Below are 19,042 nucleotides of genomic sequence, written 5' to 3'. Positions count from 1 at the left end.
GCCAATTTTATCGGCCGATCATAGGTGAGTGCCATCGTGGGTTATAGATATTCGACATGCGTACCAAGGGGTACGTAGCCGAAGATTTTGAATCCCGTCTCTGTCGTGACGCCAGGCACATGCACTGAGCGGAGCACTCGCAGAACAGCTTCACGCTGGGCTGCGGATGTCACGGCAATCTCAACCCACTCATCCTCTTCGTGGTGTCCATAGAAGTGGTGGAACCATTCCCCATCCCACGCACTGACATATCCACTATGCAAATTGCGCGCGCGAAACCGAGGTGATAGTGTGCCAAGCCCGCTCATACCGAATCTCAGTTCCTCCCACTTCGTGCTGTTCATGACAGGGGACATATAGAGCGCCTAGTTGATGGTGGATACGAATGTCCGCAGCTGGCCGAATCCAGCCTTAGAATAAGACCTACGAATCACGAACTGACAAACCTACATTGGTCAGAGCTGAGGCTAATTCAGCTATCAGTATGCTCGGTGCATCGCCAGGATTTCCCCATGGCATAGGGTTCTTGACAACGACCCAATACGGATACTTTGCTGCGTCTTCGTCATCAGCATCGCAAACGACGACGGAAGCGTTTATGGCGTGCCCAAGGAAGTAGTGATCATTCGGAGGGTAGTTAGCACTGAAACGTTCTTCCGAGGCAGAGATCTGGAGCATGGCGAAGATGATTTCCGCCTGCGTTGCCAAATCGCTGGCATCTTTGTGCCGCGTTACGGAGTATAGATGATGCATCAGATAGCCGCTTTCAAACGACTAAGCAGGTCCTCGACAATAGCGGGTCCTTTCAAAGTCTCTCTCCAACGGACCGGAATACCTTGTTCTCCATAGAGTATGCCGGCGAGGCCACCCGCGATGCAGGCCGTAGTATCCGTGTCGTTTCCAAGAGCGATTGCATTGCGGACGCAGTTTTCATAGTTCGACGTAGCCAAGACACATCGAATTGCCGACCATAGGCTGTCCACCACATATCCCGAGCCTTTCGAGGGCTCAAGGCGACCATCCAATAGGATAGTTAGCTCCTGTTTCTCAGTGGGGTGAATCAGATGCTCAAGCGTCTCCTGTGCGTAATCCAATGCTTCGACAGGCGCATTCCCCTCCACCATCTGCCAAGCCATTAACGAATAAAACGCGCAGGCCAATTGAGAGCGCGGGTGTCCGTGCGTTGGAATGCTCTGCTTTCTTGCTCGTCCGATGATATCAATTGGCGTCGATGCCGCAATAAAAGCACAAGGCAGCGTGCGCATCAAAGAGCCATTTCCATTATTCCAATCGTCGCTTGGGCTGCAGGTGAGTGGATTACCGTTTTTCGCGTAGTTTTCGAGTGCATGCGTGGTCTGAATGCCGACATCGAAGACATGATCATCTGGCGTCATAAAGCCAGTGCGGTACCATGTCAGCAGTCCGTTTGTAAACTCTTTGAGGTCGAGCTCAGGATTTCTTACCAATGCATCTAGAAGCACAAGGGCTTGAGCGCCGTCATCGCTCCAAGTCCCTGCCAGAACCGTCGAGTGTGCCCTTGAAAAATCCGACGGCGGAGACATTTCAATGAGGTGTCGTGCAGGAATCTCGCCAGGAGACGAAAATTCGTATGGGACACCCAGTGCATCTCCGATTAATAAGCCATACAGGCCGCCGCGGATTCGCTCCCATCTATCAAATATCATTCAGGTCCTTCATTCCTGCAACAATTGCGGACATGTGAATTTCATATTCTATGTTGGTGGTGTCGTTCATTGAGGCTTCTCGGTAAATATTTCCTTGTCGTTTATCGTGGCACGAAATGATTGGCAAAACAATAGCCTTTAGAAGGCACCCGCGAAAGACCGCTACTGGCCGATTGCAGCCGCTCAGAGTCGACGTAGACCTTCGATCTAACTGATCTTAAGACGCTTCTTGGAGCGCTCAACGATTTCTTCGATGGTCCTCAGAAAAAGAACCGAATCATTGGAAATGCTCTGAAGTATAGTCGTATGGCTCTTCAATTCCAGCGCCCAGCTGCGATTGTCCTTATCTTGCATGACAGCGCGAAATCGCGTTGAAGCATGTGCCATGTCATTTACCAAGGTGGCGGCAACAGCCGCATGATAGTTCTGCCAGATATTGGAGAAATCCTTGTCTTTCAGGTGCGCCGCAATTTTCTCGATAGAGGAGAACCGAGATCGCAGCTTCAGGACTTCATCATGTGCTTGTGTCGCCAGAGTGACCGATGCTTGAGTAAACAGGTCCTCGGCCCCCATTGCTTGGAACTGCGCCACACGATACCCGTCATCAAATGAGAGAAAGTCTTTCTCGTGCCATAACCAGCACGCGCCAACGTTAAGGTAGCTGCCCTTTGCCCAGGAACTAGGTTGAAATTCAATGACACCAGTCCACATTGAGTGAGGGTCTAGCCACGTTCTCGAGCTGCCCTTTTGTTTGCAACCAATTGGTTGTAGCGTTGCTTTAGCAGCCATTTTGATTGCGCGATTGTGACCAATATCTGACATGTATCTGTTCTACCTAAAATGGGAGATCAATTGTCGTTGGATTGTTGGCTTCTGGCCGAATTGCGCCGGTTACGCACCCAAAAATCTGGACCGTTTCTACATCTTGGTACGACTACACGCCACAATCGCATCTAAAAGATGCCGATACCAATATGAATCAATTGTGTCTTTGTCGTTAACAGATTTCTTTAATGCGTTCAGGCGATCCAAAAGCAGCGGACTCGCCATTCGTTCCGCAGCATTCAGTTCAAAGACTCCGCAGTCAATGTCCAACAATTCGAGCAGGACTGAGGCGACTCGTTCATCCTTGCGAATTGCCAGGCCGACCACCGCCTCACCTCTGACATTTTCATCGCGGTCCTGTAAATTGCGCCATAGTAGGTCCCGTATATTGGGATTATCTGCTCGATGCATTGAGCCGATGCTAAAGGTCGCCCAATTGCGAACGTCATCAGAGATGTCTGTCGCAAGCCTTAATAGTGCATCAATTGATTCGACCTCGATGTAGCTGCCTAACGTAATGGCTACTTGGAGACGTATCTGTTGATCTGGGTGACTTGCAAATCCAATGAGATTTGGCAATGCCGACTTATGCGGCCTGTGAGCAAATCCAGAAATTGCGGCACGAACAACTTCAACGCAGTCATCCCGCAAACCAGCTAACAACATCGCTTGCGTTTCCCACAACGCATATTCCGCGCGTCCTATTGTCTCCCATTTTTTTGGGCTTCTGCAAAGCTGTGATGCAACATACAAGCCTAGAGCTCGTTTTCTCCAATTCCGACACTTTGCAAACCTACTGGCAATAGCGAGAGATTCAGGTGATCCACGCATCTGCAACTCCGCAATTGCTTGCCAACTCTCGTCACTATTCCAGTCTTGAAGTGCGATACCGAGGAGGCTTTTGAAACTATGCGCCATTGGATGACCAATATTCATTCTTGTTGATTTCCTCCTTCGTTCAACGAGCATTTCAAATGACAGCTCCTGGTCGGCGGCTGTCATTCCAATAACCTTGCCGTAGCCGATCCCTCTCGCGCCGCGTTCCCTACACAGGATCACTTATTACCCGAGATACTAAATACATGTCGATATCAGATTGTGCTGCATCAATCGGCTCCAGGCCACCTTCAGCGTATCGTTGAAGGTAAGCCTCTACATATTTAGAAATTTGTTCAGAACTGTTAAACATACCGTTTGTATTTAGGTAGGGCAAAAAATCGTTAAAGATATCACCCCGTTGAAAGAGTCCGAGTCGAAGCAACGAACCGTATCCATCAACATAGCAATCGAACCCAAGCACATTATCTTGCTCTCCTGATTTTGAAATATCACTTTCGGCCGTGATCATGATGAGCTCGTTACGAATTAATGCCTTGTTAGATAATTCAAGAATTTCCTTCGCTTCTTGAATTTCATAACAAACACCGGGACTGAAAGAGTTCAACTTCGACCCTATAATCTTTTGACGGATACTCTTGTATTTTTCCGCTAATTGTTCCGAATAGAATAAGTCGTCGAAGTCCCTCCAAGGATTACGATCCAGTCCGAAATAGGAAATATCGCGCCCTTGCGAGTCTGATATCGTATGAAGCGTATCACCTGCAAACTCGCTTACAAATGCGGGGAGCCTTACTACGAGATAGCCAAAATTATACTGAATCACTCGTTTCATTATTTCGCTGGTATCCACCTAGAATGCTTTCATTTCGACTTCGGACAAAGGACAGGCCGACGCAAATTTTTTAGCAGATACTCTGACCGTCCACTTTTGGCCGCTTGCCGCCGCTCTACTCAATCTGGAACCGCGTAAGCTCGTCACGGATACCAAACGATCGAGGAATCCTCTGTAAATGCACCCTCATAATGCCTCCGAAACATGTCCATGTTTGGAGCGTTCAGGCTTTCTGCAACGATAGGTCGGCCATCTCCGAGTGCAATTTCCGAGAACCCATATCTTGCCAACTCGGCTTTAGCCAAATTGTTGTCAGCCGTATCGTTGGCCTGCGCCAAAAACAAGATAAATTTATGAGAATTACCAACTGCAGGGCACGCCCAGTCGAAGGCAGCCACCCCAGAAAATCGGGCGGAGCCTCCGTACAAAAAGACTGTTGTCATGTAATTATTCTGAGTCAAATTAAACATCATTTTTGCCGCGTTTCAAAAGCCTTGGATCATCTGCTCCTGGCCGAATTCTGTCGCACGTCTTAGCCTAGCTGTTGATTTTCGTTTTGAGTTTCAGGACTTGATCTAGCCAATCATTGAACCATTCGACAGGCATTCGTTCGACCTCAAAGCTATCGCAACGAAGCTGTTCGACTGTAAAGGTGTTTGCCAAGTGCAAGTCCCATTGTGTTTCCACGTCCGTAAGAATCGGAAGTATTGCTTCGATTTCCGCTGGAATATCAATGTCTATGTATCGGCACCAAAACTTATCGCACCATTCAGCAATCTGCTTGTGACTATACGGAGATTCGTTTGGATTCGCACCGTATTGGAGCAACCGAACAAAAGACTCGCTGGTGAACGGTAGCGGAATCGGATTTGATAGATTCATGTGGCGATTGGGCAAAATAAAAAATTCGGTTTGATTGCGCGGATAAATAAATCTAATCAACGGGCAAATGGCCGCTTCTGGCCGCGAGAAGACATATTTAAACGCCAATCATCAGATTGCAATTCCCAATGAAACTATCCCATGATGCTCTGATAAATCAACATACTAAATACCCGTGAATTAGAAATCACAAACTTTCCACCAAGGAGTGGGCGCGGCGTCCAATCAAACTAGACTCTCCATGTCTAAGAGTGGGAGTATGGTTCGATGATTTTGGCGACCAACCAATGGTCCTTGCCAAGACGGCGAACACGCTCGAATCCATGTCGTTCAAACATCGATACTGATCCGTTGTGCAAAAAAGACGCCGAAACCTTCCGGCCTTCCACATCTTCGGGATAGCTTTCGACCCGTCCCCCCCAAGGCACGCGATTTCCTGCAGGGCTCCCGCAAGGGCGGCGGAAGCCACGCCCTTCCCGCGATATGATTTGTCGACGAAAAAACAGGTAATACGCCAATCTGGAAGCGCGACGAGTCCTTCTCGATACACACGCAGGCGTTTGATGCGCGGAAGCTCTTCGGTCGGCCCAAACTGACACCAACCGACACAGTTCGCGTCGTCATACACCAGTGCGGCATGAGCATGGCCTTGCTGCACTCGACGCTCCTTCTCGGCGCGATTTTGCTCGACTGTCTTTGAGCGACCTACACCTTCCGGATGAAAGGCCATGCACCAGCAGCCACCCCATACGCCGTTGTGTTTCTCCACCATTTGAGCGAACTGCGGCCAAGTCGATACATCCAAAGGCTTCACGCAAAAATCGGCCATTTTCTCCTCTCTCTGCCGGAGCAAGGTCCGACGACATGAATATGGAGTGGCAACAAGAACTGTACGACATCAAATACTACAAAAAATGCGTGCCAGAGTCCAGGCACGAACATCTTGGCACGAGTTTTTCATTTCAACTTGTAGTTGCACCGAGATGATGGGTTGCCTACCTTGGGTCGTTTCGAGTCGGAGGCGATCAACGTCATCAACTAAGCCGGTCGCTCATATTGAGGCAAACGAAATTTCACCTGGCCGGCGCCGCCAGCATCCTCGGCTGCACCTCCGGCGACAAAGGTTTCTGCCTCATCCAGTCGGCCAAGAGCTGATCGTATCCGGCCGCGTAAGCCAGGTACTTACGGCTGCCGTCCGGCTTCACGGAAAACGAACGGATGCCGTGATCCGTCTGCGGGAAAACCGCAATCTCGATGTTCTTACCGCTACGGCGCAAGGTATTAAGGCGGGCGATGGTCGGCGCACTGGGCGCCACCGAATCGTCTTGCGCAAACACCCACAGCTGCGGGATGGCGAGCTGCCGCAGCACTGCCAGCGAATCGTAATGCCAGATCACTTGCGGGCTTTCGCTGCGCGCCCGCTCCACCTCACCGCGCAGCAGCGTGCCAGTGTACTGCCCATCGACTTTCGGCAGCCAAGGCTCATCCGCGTATTTATCCTTAACCCGCAGCAATTGCGGCATGCCGTGACGGAAATCCGAAGCGGCGACGTTGCCGGCCAGGGCCGTCAGCGTACGCGCCTTGCCGATCACGTCTTCGCCGTAGCCGAGCTGGCGCAACTGGTAGTCTACCTGCCACTGGTCTTGCTCGATCGGCGTACCAATCACGCCATAACCTACCACTAGGAAATCCGCCTGCGCCTTGAGCGCCGCCAGCGGCGCGACCCAGCCACCCTGACTGAAACCGACGAGGCCGACGCGCCCGACACGGCCGGCGCTAAGCCGGCGCGCCTCCCCTACCGCGGCGGCCGCGTCGCCCGCCAGCAATACGAAATCCTGGGTATAAACGCCGCCTGAGGCGCCGGTGCCGCGCTTGTCGAACACGAAGGCAGCAACACCTTGACTCGCCATCAGGAAAGCATGGTTGTTGGAATCGACCGCCGCACTCGATTCAGAGCCGTGCACCAGTACGAACAACGGCGGCTTGTCGCCGCCAGCCATCGGCTCGATCAACTCTCCATTCAGTTGCACCGCACCGGACATGAAACGGGTACGGGTGATCCGCAGCGGCAAGCGCGACCACTCTTGCGCGTCAGCGCCAGAAAACTGCAAGTCGAGCGACGTGGCCTGGCATCCAGCATAAGTCAAGCGCCCTGCCAGCCTGGCCGGATTATCTGTATCCTGCGCTGCTCTCAATATACCGTCGCCGACCACCTCAAAGACGCCGCTGCGGCCGCTGAAATCGGTCGCCAGCAGTGTCTGCGGAAAGCCCGGACGTTGGGTCAAGGTGACGATCTCGCCCGTCGGTGACCGGTAGGCGCCGGTAAGACAGGCCGGCGCCGCCGTCGGCAGGGGCTGGGTAAAAGCCGAGACCGAAAAGCAGGCAAACGCAAATACTGAATAGCGGAGAATGGTAGAGATTCGAACTTTGGTGGATGGCATTTGAACTCCTTGGCGTAGGTGTCAGATCCTACTCTACACACTTACCGCAAGGCAATCATGCTGCCGGAGCCTAATCCCCTTCAATTTGGCAATCACTTTCGACTGGCTGGTTTTGGCCGGAATGAGTCATTTTCTAGTCTTGCGCCAATGTATGTCGACGCGTCCACTCGTCCACAACGTCGCCCATGTTCTTCTCAACACCGTTTCGTATCCATGCCATCAGATCCCGGTCAAATTTGAACTCCGGCCCACACTGATGTGAAAGAAAGCACCGAACGGTCTGCGTATTTTTGTAAGCAGAATCGACCAACGTTGTCGCGCAATTACTCCGCCGTGCCAATCAAATTTCATGACCAAATTCCTCCAATATCGTCATCAGCTTAGCGGACGTCTTTGACCGCCCGATTTTGGCCGTGATGTGTCAGTCGTCCATCACTTTACAACTTTTCGCCTGGTGTTTTTTTCCCGGAAATAAATGTGACTTTGGCGATTTTTCCATCGTGAACTTCATAAATTGCAATCGCCTCCATGACACCCGCTCCTTCGGGAAGCGTAACGCGAACGCGCTCATGGTCGATGACGGTATTTCCCATAACAATGCGTTTTACAATGGTGCAATGCAAAATTGTATCGCTGAACCGTGCCGTATAGCGCTTGCGCATTGCCTCCTTTCCCTTCGTCAACGGTGTGTTCGGAAAGCCAAACAGCTCGACCTCGTTCGCATACGTGGCGAGGAACGCATCTATGTTGCGCGCATTGTAAGCATCGAGTTGTGACTGGACGACTTCCTCGGCAGATTTCGTCTCGACATGTAATGCGGACTGAGGCGTTACTGTCCATTGCCCGTCTTTATACAAGCAGGTGGCGGAATTCAGGTCCGTCAGATCGATTTCCACGGAAAGTGAGCGGGCGGTGTTGAACACGGTGCTGGTTTCTATATTTTTCTCAAACCAGACCAGAACCTTCTGGACAGGGGTGAGACGCGCCTCGCCCAAGTCCACTCCGCGCTCTGCAATATATATTGGCAAGGATTCAGACTCACCACTGACCCCAGTCACGAATTGACTTACAACAGGATGAATAGGGCCATAATTATTCCGCATTGTGATACTGCTTATTAGACCATCTGCGTGGGGAGGGTTAAATAAGCCGAAGGGCTCCAATACTGAGGTTTCACCTAGGCCAATTTTGACGGAATTAGTTGATGCCGTGACTTGCATGCCAACGAAAAACATATTGCTGGCCGATAACTGGTATTGCATAGTCCAAGAAAATTTGTTGGCGGGAAGGTAAGCGGACGAAGACTGCCAGACAACGTTGTAAGCATCGTTGACCTTCTTGGCAAAGCAGAGTTTGTACCCTGATGACTTCAGCTGTGCCAAGTCGTTCCCATCAATCTGAATCATGACTTGTTTACTGGGGGCTAGTTGCCAAATAGAAAGGCGATCTGATGTATCGATACTTGCCATTAAATTCTCCGAATTTAGTTATGCATGACCTTAATTTCGTTGGCTTTCGAGTGTCTTGTTTTGGCCGACGCCGGTCATTCCCGGTCAGCGCCAGTTCGTGAACACTCCCTAGCGACAATCAATCCCGCTCGTCGCTCGCCAGGATCGCCCGAAGCTGCTCTTCAAATACCTCCGGCGGCTGGCCGCCCGAGATCAGGTAGCGATCATTCACGATAACTGCGGGCACGCTGCTGATGCCGCGCTGGGCCCATAGCGTTTCCTCCTCCTTCACTTCCTGAGCAAAGCGATCCGATGCCAGTACTTCGTTGGCTTCGGCGCCATCCAGGCCGGCCTGGATGGCAAGTTGCGCCAGCACAGTCCTGTCCGAGATGTTTTTCCCGTCGGTGAAATAGGCCTTGAGCAAGACCAGTTTGAGCGTTGCTTGCGCATTCTTCTCTTTTGCCCAGGCAAGCAAACGATGCGCGTCGAAAGTGTTGTAGACACGGCTGGCGTCATTGCGGTTCATGGTGAAACCGACGGCAGCCGCCCTGGCCCGAATCTGTTCGCGGTTGATGCGCGCCTGATCGGCGGTGATGCCGTATTTTTCGGTGATATGTTCAAGTTGCTCCTGCCCGGCTGCGGGCATACCAGGGTTGAGCTCGAAGGGGTGGACGGTGAAGTCGACGTGCGTCTCCGGAGTGAGGCGTTCGAGCGCAATATTGAGAGCCGCCAGCCCGATCGCACACCAGGGGCATACGACATCGGAGACGAAATCTATTTTCAAAGCGTTATTCATGGCAATACCTCATGGCATGACACCTGTCGTCAGGTGGCGTTAATGGATGAGGATATTGTATGTCGGATGTGCGAGTGCCATCCGAGGGTGTCGCAGAGATGGCCGCTTCTGGCCGATTTCAGTCTTCGAGACTATGATGACCTCATTCGCCGTCATGGCCTACTGATCTGGCAACACGAAAACCAAGATCATCGATCGAAAATGTCGGATGACTGCGGCGACGGTTAGTCGCAAGGCATCCTCTGGCCGTATCCGACCAGCCCCCGCCGCGAAAGACGCGATACGAACCATAGACTTCGGGGTCGTATTGATCCAACGACGACGGGGTCAGCAACAACGACGGGGTCAGGTCTTGCACCGACACATTTTTTGCTCTAGTGCTTGAGCATTATGTCATTGCAAGACCTGACCCCGACTTCGCAAAAACGCAGGAACGGCTAGCGTGGCGCCCGACTGGTCCGGGACTGATCGCTGATCTCGAACAAATGAAATATATGGAAGACTGAACTTGAACTGAATGGAGGGCGAGCCAGCGCTTCCTTTGTGCTTCTGGCGCGAGCGGACGTTCCTGATGGGCGAGCCGCGTTGGCGCTCACGGACATTGAGGAAATGATATCCAGATTGTCCTCTCCCGCTTGCCCGCCCTTCATCAGGTTTCCGCATACTCAGGTGTAACGGTGGCATCCACAAGGCTCGGGCTGTCTTCCGAGTCGCTGCCCGTTAATGGGGTACGACTGAGAAATAGAAAAGCGGCTATCGCGGAGAGGACCGTGATCGCTATCAAGGTATGGAGCAGACTCTGGAATGCACCGGCATAACTGGAGATAAGAATATCCGGGCTAACCTCCGGAAGGCTTGCAGATGCATGGAGAAGATCGCCCGCTGCGACACGTTGAGCCGCTTCGTTGATTCGTGCGATAGCGATAGGACCGTTTTTTGACAGTGCAGATTGAAGGCCGCTTTGGGCAAACGCCGAAAGCATGGCCACAGCAATAGCAAGCGCGATGCCCTCACCCGCCACGCGCGTGGTATTGAAAATACCGGTCGCCATGCCGGCGCGTTCCTTGGGCACGACGCTGACGGATAGTCCATCCATCAATCCCCACGGCATGCTGGCACCGACTCCAATCAAAAACATCGGGATCACGACAGCATGGCCCGGCTCGCCAACGCCAATGTTGCTGAGCCAGTAAAGTCCGATCGCTGCAATCAAAAAACCTATGCCAGAAAGCACACCCGCAGAAATCCAGCGCACCAATGTGGCTACGGCTAGCGGGATCACTAGCATCGGCGCAGATAACGCAAGCATCAGCCAACCGGCATCTATTTCGCTTAATCCCCCCATGCCAATAAAACGAAGTGGCAAAAGTACCACCAGGACGATATAGCAGTAGCAAGTTCCGATGGGCAGCATCTGGACACCGACGAAACGCGGATACCGAAACAGGCTGAGATCCAGCATTGGTCGCGCAACGCGTGTTTCCACCCAAATGAAGGCGGCCAGAAAAATCAAGGAGGCAGCTAGCAACGCGACAACAAACGGACTCGTCCAACCACTTTCCGGCGCTTGAATTACCCCAAAAGTGAAAAGAGCTAGAGTCCCCGTAAAGGTAAGCGTACCCGGCCAGTCTAGTCCGGCGGCATTTGGATTGCGCGTCTCTCGCATGCGGGGCGCGCCAAAAACAAGAGCCAAGGCGGCAATTCCCGCTGTCGTCATAAAGATTGATCGCCAGCCGAAGACGTCAATCAGCGCGCCCGCCAAGAGTGGACCAAAAGCCAGGCCGACGCCGAAACTTGTACCGAGCAAACTGAAGGCGCGCGTTCGCGCATGCCCCTCGAATTCCTGCGCCAGCGCTGCGGAACCGCTGGATAGCGAAGCCGCAGCCGCCACTCCTTGTATGGCACGGAGCACATCGAGCCATGCAACTGTCGGTGCGAAGCTCAACGCCAGCGAAACAACGATGAATAGCGCCATACCTAGAATGAACAGGCGCTTGCGCCCGAACTCGTCGGCCAGGGCGCCGGCCGCCATCAGCAGACTGCCAAAGCTCAGCATGAAGGCGTTGGTGATCCACGTTAGCGCCGCAGGGCTACCTCCCAGGTCACGGCCGATCGCCGGCGTGGCGACTGCGCCTCCGGAGAAGCTCAAAGGCAGCACCACCGCGGCCAAGCAGACGGAGGCAAGAATGAGCAGTCTGCTACGGTCAGTTTCAGAAGTTGAATTCGTCATCGAAATACCAAGTAGGTGAAAGGATTCAAGCCAGAACCAAGGGATTCAAGTTGGACTGGACACTTGGAATGATGATAAATTAGATGCAATGCTAGATAAATACACTACACTTCCACTTATAAGGGAGTAAAACTCTCTAATTGGAGCCTGATGGATAGCCTTAGTGGAATCGTCTCATTCGTAAAGACGGCGGAAGCCCTGAGTTTCGTTGCGGCCGCGCGTGCGCTTGGCGTGTCTGCTTCGGCCGTGGGCAAGAACGTGGCGAAGCTTGAGCAGACCGTGGGGGTACGCCTGTTTCAACGCAGCACACGCAGGGTGCACCTGACTACAGAAGGAGAACTGTTCTATCAACGCTGCAGATCCATCCTGGATGATCTGCAAGATGCGGAGTCGATGTTGTCGCATGCCGTCGAGGCGCCGCGTGGCAAGCTACGAGTCGGCGTACCAACCATCGGTTATCGCTTCCTGCTGCCAGTGTTGCCCGAGTTTCGACGTCTTTACCCGGAAGTCGAATTGGACGTCGACTTCAACGACCAACTCGTCGACGTCATCGAGGATGGCTTTGATGTCGTCATCCGCAGTGGCAACTTGCCGGATTCCAAATTGATGTCGCGACGGATAGGGTCGTTTCGCTTCGTGCTGTGCGCAGCCCCTGCGTATCTGGAGCGCAAGGGCGTTCCGCACATTCCGTCCGACCTGGAGCAGCATGATTGTTTGCGCTACCGTTTTTTGACAACGGGAAAACTCATGGACTGGACCATGTCGGCCGATCCAGTATGGTCGCAATTACGCTTGCCATCGATGCTGACGTTCAACAATATGGAAGCGGTATTCACTGCCGCAATCGACGGCCACGGCATTGCCTACGTGCCTGATTTCCTGGCCCAAAAAGCCGTGAGCGAGAAGCTGCTGCAAATCGTGCTGGATGATTACCAGTTGGATCGCGGCCAGTTCTGGGCGTTGTGGCCATCAAATCGCCAGCTATCCCCAAAGATCAGAGTCTTCGTGGACTTCATCTCGACTCGGCTATTCGCTCAGGATTTTCATATCCCATAAGAACTGACGGCGGCATTTCAAAACCATCCGCTGCGTGGCCTCGTCAAGATCAAAAAATCGTGCCCAACACACGCCTGTTGATTTATGCCGCGCGCATTCGAGACAAACCTCTTGGGCCGGTTGGGAGTTGGCTGTTGAACGACTTGCGTCAGCGCCGCTTCTTTGCTTGAGTTGGCGCATTTTCTGGCGCCGCATGATTCATGCGAGCAGTGTCTTGCGCCACATACTCGCGCATAAAATCGATAAACTGCCGCACCTTGGCCGGTATGTGCTGGGTGTTGGGAAATACTGCAAATATCCCCTGCTTGGGCATTTCGTAGTCAGGAAGCAAACGTACCAATCGACCGAGTTTCAGGTCCTGGCGCACCACCCATTCCGGCAATACGGCGATGCCTAAATCGGCCAGGACAAAGTGCAGCTTGGCTGAAGCGCTATCGGCTTGAATGCTGCTGCGAAATGGTACTGAAAATGGCGGCGTACCTGCGTCGCGCTTAGAGAGCTTGATGCGCTGATCGAAACCTGAAAGCACAATCCAACGTAGTCGCTGGAGGTCTGACGGAGAGTTGGGCAAACCATGCTCGCGGATATAAGTGGGCGTGGTGACCAGTACGATATCAAACTGTCCCAGCGGTGCGGCACGGTATCGAGAGTCGTTGAGTTGTCCAAGCCGAATCGCCAGGTCGAAGCGATCTGCCACCAAATTCGCCAGGCTGGTAGCACCTGAAAAATCGATGCCCAAATCGGGGTGCAATTTGGAGAAGGCTGCCAATGCGGGCACAACCACATGAATCCCATATTCCAGCGTCGAGGTTATCCGCAACTCCCCCGTCAGCCTGGCATGACCTGATCGCGCGTTATCTACCGCTACCTGCGCGTCGCCAAGGAGTTGCACGCAATCCGTGTAAAAGCGCTCGCCGACGTCGGTAAGGGCCAGCCTACGCGTAGTGCGTGTGAGCAGAGCGCATCCTAGCTCTGCCTCCAGCTGTTTCAGGTGCAAGCTGACCATCGCTTTGGTCACGCCCAATGTCTGCGCCGCATGAGTAAGCGAGCCGGCGTCAACGACTGCAACAAATGACTGCAAGCGATTTAGATTCACGTCCACACAAACTCTCCTGGTTTTATCGAACGAGATTGTCAATTTAAACGAAACAATGATTTATCGATAATGCTATTTTTCATTACCAGTGTAACCGCTACGCTCCGTATCAGCAGAGTCACATGACTTTGGCTAGCAACTAACCGCATACAGGAATGAATATGAGAAAACTCAATGGAAAAGTGGCAATTGTTACCGGCGCATCCAAAGGCATTGGGGCCGGTATCGCGATCGGCCTTGCCGCGCAAGGCGCATCGGTGGTTGTGAATTACGTCAACAGCAAGGAAGACGCAGACCGCGTGGTCGCCGAAATCGTTGCCCAGGGAGGCAAGGCTATCTCCGTGCAAGCCGATGTATCGAAAGCAGCTGATGTACAACGTTTATTTGCCGAAACCAAGCGTCAATTCGATCGCTTGGATGTACTGGTCAATAACGCCGGCATCTTCAAATTTGCGCCGGTAGAGGCTGTGACTGAAGAAGACTTTCATCATCACTACAACTCGAATGTGCTGTCAGTCTTTTTGACTATCCAGGAGGCGCTGAAATATTTCGGCACGACGGGCGGCAGCATCATCAACATCGTTACCGCGGGAGTGGAGATGAATCCGCCTTGGTCGTCCCTGTACACCTCCACCAAGAGCGCCGTAGCGACAATAACGCGCGTTCTGGCAAAAGAGCTGGGCGCCAGGAATATTCGGGTCAACGCAATAGCGCCGGGCGCTACCGACACCGAGGGAGCGAAAGCGATAGGCTTTATCGGTAGCGGTATGGATACGCAAATGATCAGCGCGACTCCGCTCGGACGTTTGGGCAAACCCTCCGACATCGCTCCGGCCGCAGTCTTTCTCGCGTCGGACGATGCGGCCTGGGTAAGCGGCGATATTCTGTTCGTTTCGGGTGGGCTACGCTGATAACCCAGCTTGCTCAGTATTGGCCGCCCTCTTTTCGAAACTGCAGTCGGCGGCCATCGAGCAGTTGCAGCCCGACACGCGCGGAATTACTCGTCCAACGCTTTCTGCACCCACCACGACAATGGCAACGTGAACAACAAGATCGTCGCCAGCGTGATCGCGGCGAAAGGGATGCCGGCGACGTCGCCCAGCCGTCCAAACAATATCGGCGCTAGCGCCCCACCACCGATGGTGCCGGTATAGAACAATGCAAAAGTCTGCTCGCGCTTGCCTGCTGCGGCCAGTTCCGGCACGACGCCATATAGAACAGACGACGTCCCGTTCAAGGCGAGTCCCAACAGCGGCAGCATTGCCATCATTCCGACGAGCGGCAGCCACACTGCCAATACGATCAACAGCGATGTGGCGGACTCCGTCAGCCACACCGTCTTCATCATGCCGATGCGTGCGCCCAGATAACCGCAAAACAACTTGCCGAATGCGCCGCCGACAAACAATAGCGACAACGCCAAGCCAATGCCTGCAGTGCCGGCGCCTTTGCTTTTCAGGAGGAATGGCAGGAAGGTCAGAAATCCCATCCGCACTGCGCTGTCCAGGGTGCCTGTCAGCAGCAGTGCACGCAACCCGCTGGCCGAGCCGTTTCCGGTAATTGTCTTACCGGCTTTCTTCTTGTCCGATGCCGGTTCGATCCGTGTCGGAATGAGCCACCACAACAGGCCAGCCGCAGCCAGGCCGAGCAACCCCATCAACGTCACGCTAGCCTGCCAGCTAACGACCACCAGCAACAAACCCACCAGCCCCGGTATCAGCGTCTTGCCGATGTCGCCGGCAAAGTTGTACTGTGACAGCGCCTCTTTGACGCCACCGCCAGCTTCATAGGTGTCGGCGACGATGGAGGACGCCAGCGGGTGCTGCGTACTGGCTCCCAAGCCGCCCAGCAACAGCGCGATCAGCAGTACCGCCAGGCTGCCGGCTTGACCGGCGATCAGGTAAGCGATGCCGGCCAGCGCTGTCCCGCCGATCAGCATGCGCTCGCGTCCCCAGCGCCTTGCCATTCGGCTCGCCAGCAACTGGAAGCCGGCCATCATGCCCGAGTAGGATCCGCGTAACAGCCCCACCATCGCATAGCTGATGGAAAATTGCGCCTGCCAGATCGGCAACAGCACGTAGATGACATCGGTCAGCCCATCATGTACTGCATGGGCGCTGCAGGCAGCTATCAGGGACCGGCGGCGGACGGAGGCTTCAGTGGGGGCTGAATCCTGGAAAGTCGATGCGGTTTTCAGATCGTTCATTGTGCTGATTGGCGAAAAATCGAGATTTCAAGAATTCATTGACAAGCATTCAGCACCGCTGCGCACACACGATCGACATCCTCCTCGGTCATGCTTGCATGCAGCGGCAGCGACACGGTTTCGCGGCTAATGCGTTCAGCATGCGGGAACTGTCCGTCGCGATAACCAAGCCCGCGTCCTATGCTTGTCAGATGACAGGCTTCATATGAAACGCCGGTCGCAATTCCCTGCTCGCGCAAAGCGGCGCGGAATTGCTGGCGCGTCAGCCCCAGCTGTTCGAATGGCATCAGCACACAGAACATGTTCCAGCTCTGGTCAGGCACGCCTTGCGGCGGTAGCACTACGCCGGGAATCTGTGGGAAGGATTCGAAATAGCGGGCCGCCAGAACGGAACGCTCCGCCAAGAACTGCGGCAACTGCTGCAGTTGATGCACGCCGATGACGGCGGATACATCGGACATGTTGAACTTGCCGCCGGCAACCACGACATCTCGCGTCTCATCCGGCAGCCGCACAATGCCATGGAAGCGCAGCACCTCAACCTGCTTCGCCTCGGCCTCGTCATTGACGACGATCGCACCGCCCTCGATCGTTGTCATGTTCTTGTTGGGGTGGAAGCTGAACGTTGCGATATCGCCAAAACTGCCGACCGCCCTGCCTTTCCAACGCGAGCCTTGGACCAGTGCAGCATCTTCGATCACGCGCAAACCATGCTTTTTTGCCAGAGCGAACAAGGCGTCCATGTCGACCAACGCACCTGGAAAATGTGTTGGCATGATCGCCTTGGTGCGTGGCGTGATTGCCGCCTCCACTTGCGCCAGATCGATATTCCGGGTCACCAGATCGCAATCGACAAAAACAGGTTTGGCGCCGACCTTGACGATCATGTTCATGGTCGAGAAAAAACTCTGCGCCGAAGTAATCACCTCATCCCCGGCGCCGATGCCGCACAATTCCAGCGCGACTTCCATCGCTCCGGTGGCGGAGGTCAGCACCCGTGTCGGCCGCCCGCCGAAGGAATCGGACAATGCTTTTTCGAAAGCCTGCACTTTGGGGCCACTGGCAATCCAGTTGGAACGCAACACCTCCACTACTGCGGCAATGGTTGATTCGTCGAGCTGGGGCTGTGCGAAGTTGAGTAAATTAGTTTTTGTCATCTGAGATATGCGAGATAGCGATTGGTGATTGCGACCGGAAACAGTGCCCAAATGCTGTCATGGATGAATTGATATGGCAATACGTCGCACCTGCGGCAACGCATATTTGCCCCCCGACAGTCTTGCCTTTATTTCTAAGATTTCACTTTGACCGCTCGACCGATATACAACACCGGACCGCTTGGCTTGCCAGTTAACGATCCGCTGCTTGGTTCCAGAGTAATTTCGAACAACTGGTTCGGTTGCAGCGGTGGAAGCTGATCGAGTCCGATACTTTGCACCTGCCCTGCCTTGACAATCCCCAACGATACGGGACCTTTCCAGTCTTGTCCCTTGGTCCAGAACTGCAGCGCCTTCTGATCGGGAACGTTGGCAGAGATCAGAGGGATTAGACTCAATTGATGACGACTACTGGTTTGCACCACCCATCCCGGCGCTTTGTCTTGCGGCGCCACAAGCACCACCATGAATCTGGGAGCATTCTCCGGTTGGGTCTGACGCACCACCATCGTAACCGCCAACACTGCTGCGCAAGCCAGACTTCCAATAGCCAGCCAGCGCCAAAAAGTCAGGCTGTTCCACCAGGCGTGCCAACCGCCGACTTGCCTGACTCGCCGCGGCATCGGCAAGCTGCTCTCGATACGCGACCATAAACCCGGGGAAGGCTGTTGCGGCTCGGCTAGGGAAGTGAGGGGAAGCAAGCGCTGCTCCCATATGTCTACAGCCATACGCAGTTGTGGCTCGTGCGGCAGACGACGTTCTACTTCCTGGCTGCGGGACATGGTCAGTGTACCGAGAACATATTCACCAGCCAGCTGTTGCAATTCGTCATTCGGTTCGATCATGCCATGCACTCCCGCAACGAGGCTAGACCACGCTTGATCCATGCCTTGACGGACCCGAGAAGCGCCTTAAGGCGTTCCGCAATTTCACTGTGCGAACAACCATCGACATATGCGTAGACGATGCTGGCCCGTTTGACGTCGGTCAAATGCGCTAGACAGTCGTTGAGCTTGCCGAGTGAGGCCTGCAATTCCATCGCATGAGCGGGCTCATTCCCCTCACCTTCCTGCCATGCAACGAAGTCATCCTCATCGAGGACAACTTCGTTGCGCGTGGCGCGCACCCTGTTGAGCGCCTGGTGGCGCACCACTGAATATATCCAGCCACGTCCGGATCCGCGCGCGGGATCGAAACTAGCGGCGCGGCTCCAGATATTGACAAAGGCATCGTGCAGCACGTCTTCCGCCAGCTGCCGTTGCCTTACGATGCGCAGGGCAACGCCAAGAAGATAGCGACTCTCATGCTGATACAAGCGCTGCAGTGCTTGGCGATCGCCGGCGGCGCAAGCGCTCAGGTGTGCTTCGTAGTCGAAGGAAGTAGATGCAGTAGGCAAGGTATAGGGTTCTGAATGGTCAAGTTCACCGATTTAAAAAGACATGCCCTCAAGAATTCCGCAGATTATAACCAACATCCTGTGCGGTCCGTTGTTCCGATGGCGCTGGCGGCAGGGAGACCAGCGTCTTCCCGCCGACAGCACCATTACAA

The 19,042-nt window shown here is 53.9% G+C and carries 21 protein-coding genes; 2 read left to right on the top strand and 19 right to left on the bottom strand.

Annotated features, from left to right (window positions below):
- Positions 1-41: 41 nt before the first annotated feature.
- The 14 genes from ACIPF8_RS21105 to ACIPF8_RS21040 form a co-directional block, all read right to left on the bottom strand.
- On the bottom strand, positions 42-344 hold the full coding sequence (locus ACIPF8_RS21105; protein WP_400424933.1) for a DUF6678 family protein: 303 nt from the start codon (positions 342-344) through the stop codon (positions 42-44).
- A gap of 79 nt (positions 345-423) precedes the next feature.
- The gene (locus ACIPF8_RS21100; protein WP_400424920.1) at positions 424-753 is read right to left on the bottom strand and encodes a hypothetical protein; all 330 of its coding nucleotides are present in this window, start codon (positions 751-753) and stop codon (positions 424-426) included.
- On the bottom strand, positions 753-1,685 hold the full coding sequence (locus ACIPF8_RS21095; protein ID WP_400424917.1) for an ADP-ribosylglycohydrolase family protein: 933 nt from the start codon (positions 1,683-1,685) through the stop codon (positions 753-755). Before ACIPF8_RS21095 ends, ACIPF8_RS21100 begins: the two co-directional genes overlap by 1 nt.
- Before the next feature lie 207 nt (positions 1,686-1,892).
- Positions 1,893-2,507, bottom strand: coding sequence for a hypothetical protein (locus tag ACIPF8_RS21090; protein WP_400424914.1), 615 nt, complete (start codon positions 2,505-2,507; stop codon positions 1,893-1,895).
- Positions 2,508-2,603: 96 nt separating this feature from the next.
- Positions 2,604-3,512, bottom strand: coding sequence for a HEAT repeat domain-containing protein (locus ACIPF8_RS21085; RefSeq protein WP_400424912.1), 909 nt, complete (start codon positions 3,510-3,512; stop codon positions 2,604-2,606).
- Positions 3,513-3,555: 43 nt separating this feature from the next.
- A complete protein-coding gene (locus ACIPF8_RS21080; RefSeq protein WP_400424910.1) occupies positions 3,556-4,200 on the bottom strand; it encodes a hypothetical protein in 645 nt (214 codons plus the stop codon).
- Between the two features lie 125 nt (positions 4,201-4,325).
- Entirely contained in the window at positions 4,326-4,625 is a 300-nt protein-coding gene (locus ACIPF8_RS21075) for a hypothetical protein (protein WP_400424907.1), read from the bottom strand.
- Between the two features lie 94 nt (positions 4,626-4,719).
- Positions 4,720-5,172 carry a hypothetical protein gene (locus tag ACIPF8_RS21070; RefSeq protein ID WP_400424904.1) on the bottom strand — a complete coding sequence of 151 codons (453 nt, stop codon included), beginning with the start codon at positions 5,170-5,172 and terminating at the stop codon, positions 4,720-4,722.
- A gap of 79 nt (positions 5,173-5,251) precedes the next feature.
- Positions 5,252-5,893, bottom strand: coding sequence for a GNAT family N-acetyltransferase (locus ACIPF8_RS21065; RefSeq protein ID WP_400424901.1), 642 nt, complete (start codon positions 5,891-5,893; stop codon positions 5,252-5,254).
- A 244-nt stretch (positions 5,894-6,137) separates the two neighbouring features.
- Entirely contained in the window at positions 6,138-7,505 is a 1,368-nt protein-coding gene (locus tag ACIPF8_RS21060) for an alpha/beta hydrolase family protein (protein WP_400424898.1), read from the bottom strand.
- A gap of 133 nt (positions 7,506-7,638) precedes the next feature.
- A complete protein-coding gene (locus tag ACIPF8_RS21055) occupies positions 7,639-7,815 on the bottom strand; it encodes a DUF6434 domain-containing protein (RefSeq protein WP_400424896.1) in 177 nt (58 codons plus the stop codon).
- Between the two features lie 127 nt (positions 7,816-7,942).
- A complete protein-coding gene (locus ACIPF8_RS21050) occupies positions 7,943-8,974 on the bottom strand; it encodes a nuclear transport factor 2 family protein (protein ID WP_400424893.1) in 1,032 nt (343 codons plus the stop codon).
- A 118-nt stretch (positions 8,975-9,092) separates the two neighbouring features.
- On the bottom strand, positions 9,093-9,749 hold the full coding sequence (locus ACIPF8_RS21045; RefSeq protein WP_400424890.1) for a DsbA family oxidoreductase: 657 nt from the start codon (positions 9,747-9,749) through the stop codon (positions 9,093-9,095).
- 649 nt (positions 9,750-10,398) lie between these two features.
- A complete protein-coding gene (locus ACIPF8_RS21040) occupies positions 10,399-11,979 on the bottom strand; it encodes an MFS transporter (RefSeq protein WP_400424887.1) in 1,581 nt (526 codons plus the stop codon).
- 150 nt (positions 11,980-12,129) lie between these two features.
- Between ACIPF8_RS21040 and ACIPF8_RS21035 the strand changes: the two genes are divergently transcribed.
- Positions 12,130-13,035 carry a LysR family transcriptional regulator gene (locus tag ACIPF8_RS21035; protein WP_400424884.1) on the top strand — a complete coding sequence of 302 codons (906 nt, stop codon included), beginning with the start codon at positions 12,130-12,132 and terminating at the stop codon, positions 13,033-13,035.
- A gap of 148 nt (positions 13,036-13,183) precedes the next feature.
- Here the strand turns inward: ACIPF8_RS21035 and ACIPF8_RS21030 are convergent, their stop codons facing one another.
- Positions 13,184-14,137 carry a LysR family transcriptional regulator gene (locus ACIPF8_RS21030; protein WP_400424881.1) on the bottom strand — a complete coding sequence of 318 codons (954 nt, stop codon included), beginning with the start codon at positions 14,135-14,137 and terminating at the stop codon, positions 13,184-13,186.
- Between the two features lie 155 nt (positions 14,138-14,292).
- Between ACIPF8_RS21030 and ACIPF8_RS21025 the strand changes: the two genes are divergently transcribed.
- Entirely contained in the window at positions 14,293-15,042 is a 750-nt protein-coding gene (locus ACIPF8_RS21025; protein ID WP_400424878.1) for an SDR family NAD(P)-dependent oxidoreductase, read from the top strand.
- A gap of 86 nt (positions 15,043-15,128) precedes the next feature.
- Here the strand turns inward: ACIPF8_RS21025 and ACIPF8_RS21020 are convergent, their stop codons facing one another.
- From ACIPF8_RS21020 to ACIPF8_RS21005, 4 genes are all read right to left on the bottom strand, one after another.
- Complete coding sequence (locus tag ACIPF8_RS21020) at positions 15,129-16,337, bottom strand: MFS transporter (RefSeq protein WP_400424875.1); 1,209 nt, start codon at positions 16,335-16,337, stop codon at positions 15,129-15,131.
- A 35-nt stretch (positions 16,338-16,372) separates the two neighbouring features.
- Positions 16,373-17,494: a DegT/DnrJ/EryC1/StrS family aminotransferase gene (locus ACIPF8_RS21015; RefSeq protein WP_400424872.1), complete on the bottom strand. Its 1,122-nt coding sequence runs from the start codon at positions 17,492-17,494 to the stop codon at positions 16,373-16,375.
- A 134-nt stretch (positions 17,495-17,628) separates the two neighbouring features.
- Positions 17,629-18,339: an anti-sigma factor domain-containing protein gene (locus ACIPF8_RS21010; RefSeq protein ID WP_400424870.1), complete on the bottom strand. Its 711-nt coding sequence runs from the start codon at positions 18,337-18,339 to the stop codon at positions 17,629-17,631.
- The gene (locus tag ACIPF8_RS21005; protein ID WP_400424867.1) at positions 18,336-18,890 is read right to left on the bottom strand and encodes a sigma-70 family RNA polymerase sigma factor; all 555 of its coding nucleotides are present in this window, start codon (positions 18,888-18,890) and stop codon (positions 18,336-18,338) included. The genes ACIPF8_RS21010 and ACIPF8_RS21005 overlap by 4 nt, the downstream gene beginning before the upstream one ends.
- Positions 18,891-19,042 lie beyond the last annotated feature (152 nt).

Source organism: Collimonas sp. NPDC087041 (assembly GCF_044745265.1).
Taxonomy (GTDB): Bacteria; Pseudomonadota; Gammaproteobacteria; order Burkholderiales; family Burkholderiaceae_D; genus Collimonas.
This window is presented reverse-complemented; position numbering and strand designations above follow the sequence as displayed.

Excerpts from the sequence above, each read along its gene's own strand:
- ACIPF8_RS21100 (WP_400424920.1), bottom strand. The coding sequence starts at position 753 with ATGCATCATCTATACTCCGTAACGCGGCACAAAGATGCCAGCGATTTG.
- ACIPF8_RS21025 (WP_400424878.1), top strand. The coding sequence starts at position 14,293 with ATGAGAAAACTCAATGGAAAAGTGGCAATTGTTACCGGCGCATCCAAA.
- ACIPF8_RS21095 (WP_400424917.1), bottom strand. The coding sequence starts at position 1,685 with ATGATATTTGATAGATGGGAGCGAATCCGCGGCGGCCTGTATGGCTTA.
- ACIPF8_RS21010 (WP_400424870.1), bottom strand. The coding sequence starts at position 18,339 with ATGATCGAACCGAATGACGAATTGCAACAGCTGGCTGGTGAATATGTT.
- ACIPF8_RS21090 (WP_400424914.1), bottom strand. The coding sequence starts at position 2,507 with ATGTCAGATATTGGTCACAATCGCGCAATCAAAATGGCTGCTAAAGCA.
- ACIPF8_RS21040 (WP_400424887.1), bottom strand. The coding sequence starts at position 11,979 with ATGACGAATTCAACTTCTGAAACTGACCGTAGCAGACTGCTCATTCTT.
- ACIPF8_RS21060 (WP_400424898.1), bottom strand. The coding sequence starts at position 7,505 with ATGCCATCCACCAAAGTTCGAATCTCTACCATTCTCCGCTATTCAGTA.
- ACIPF8_RS21075 (WP_400424907.1), bottom strand. The coding sequence starts at position 4,625 with ATGACAACAGTCTTTTTGTACGGAGGCTCCGCCCGATTTTCTGGGGTG.
- ACIPF8_RS21045 (WP_400424890.1), bottom strand. The coding sequence starts at position 9,749 with ATGAATAACGCTTTGAAAATAGATTTCGTCTCCGATGTCGTATGCCCC.
- ACIPF8_RS21035 (WP_400424884.1), top strand. The coding sequence starts at position 12,130 with ATGGATAGCCTTAGTGGAATCGTCTCATTCGTAAAGACGGCGGAAGCC.
- ACIPF8_RS21065 (WP_400424901.1), bottom strand. The coding sequence starts at position 5,893 with ATGGCCGATTTTTGCGTGAAGCCTTTGGATGTATCGACTTGGCCGCAG.
- ACIPF8_RS21015 (WP_400424872.1), bottom strand. The coding sequence starts at position 17,494 with ATGACAAAAACTAATTTACTCAACTTCGCACAGCCCCAGCTCGACGAA.
- ACIPF8_RS21050 (WP_400424893.1), bottom strand. The coding sequence starts at position 8,974 with ATGGCAAGTATCGATACATCAGATCGCCTTTCTATTTGGCAACTAGCC.
- ACIPF8_RS21020 (WP_400424875.1), bottom strand. The coding sequence starts at position 16,337 with ATGAACGATCTGAAAACCGCATCGACTTTCCAGGATTCAGCCCCCACT.
- ACIPF8_RS21105 (WP_400424933.1), bottom strand. The coding sequence starts at position 344 with ATGAACAGCACGAAGTGGGAGGAACTGAGATTCGGTATGAGCGGGCTT.
- ACIPF8_RS21085 (WP_400424912.1), bottom strand. The coding sequence starts at position 3,512 with ATGACAGCCGCCGACCAGGAGCTGTCATTTGAAATGCTCGTTGAACGA.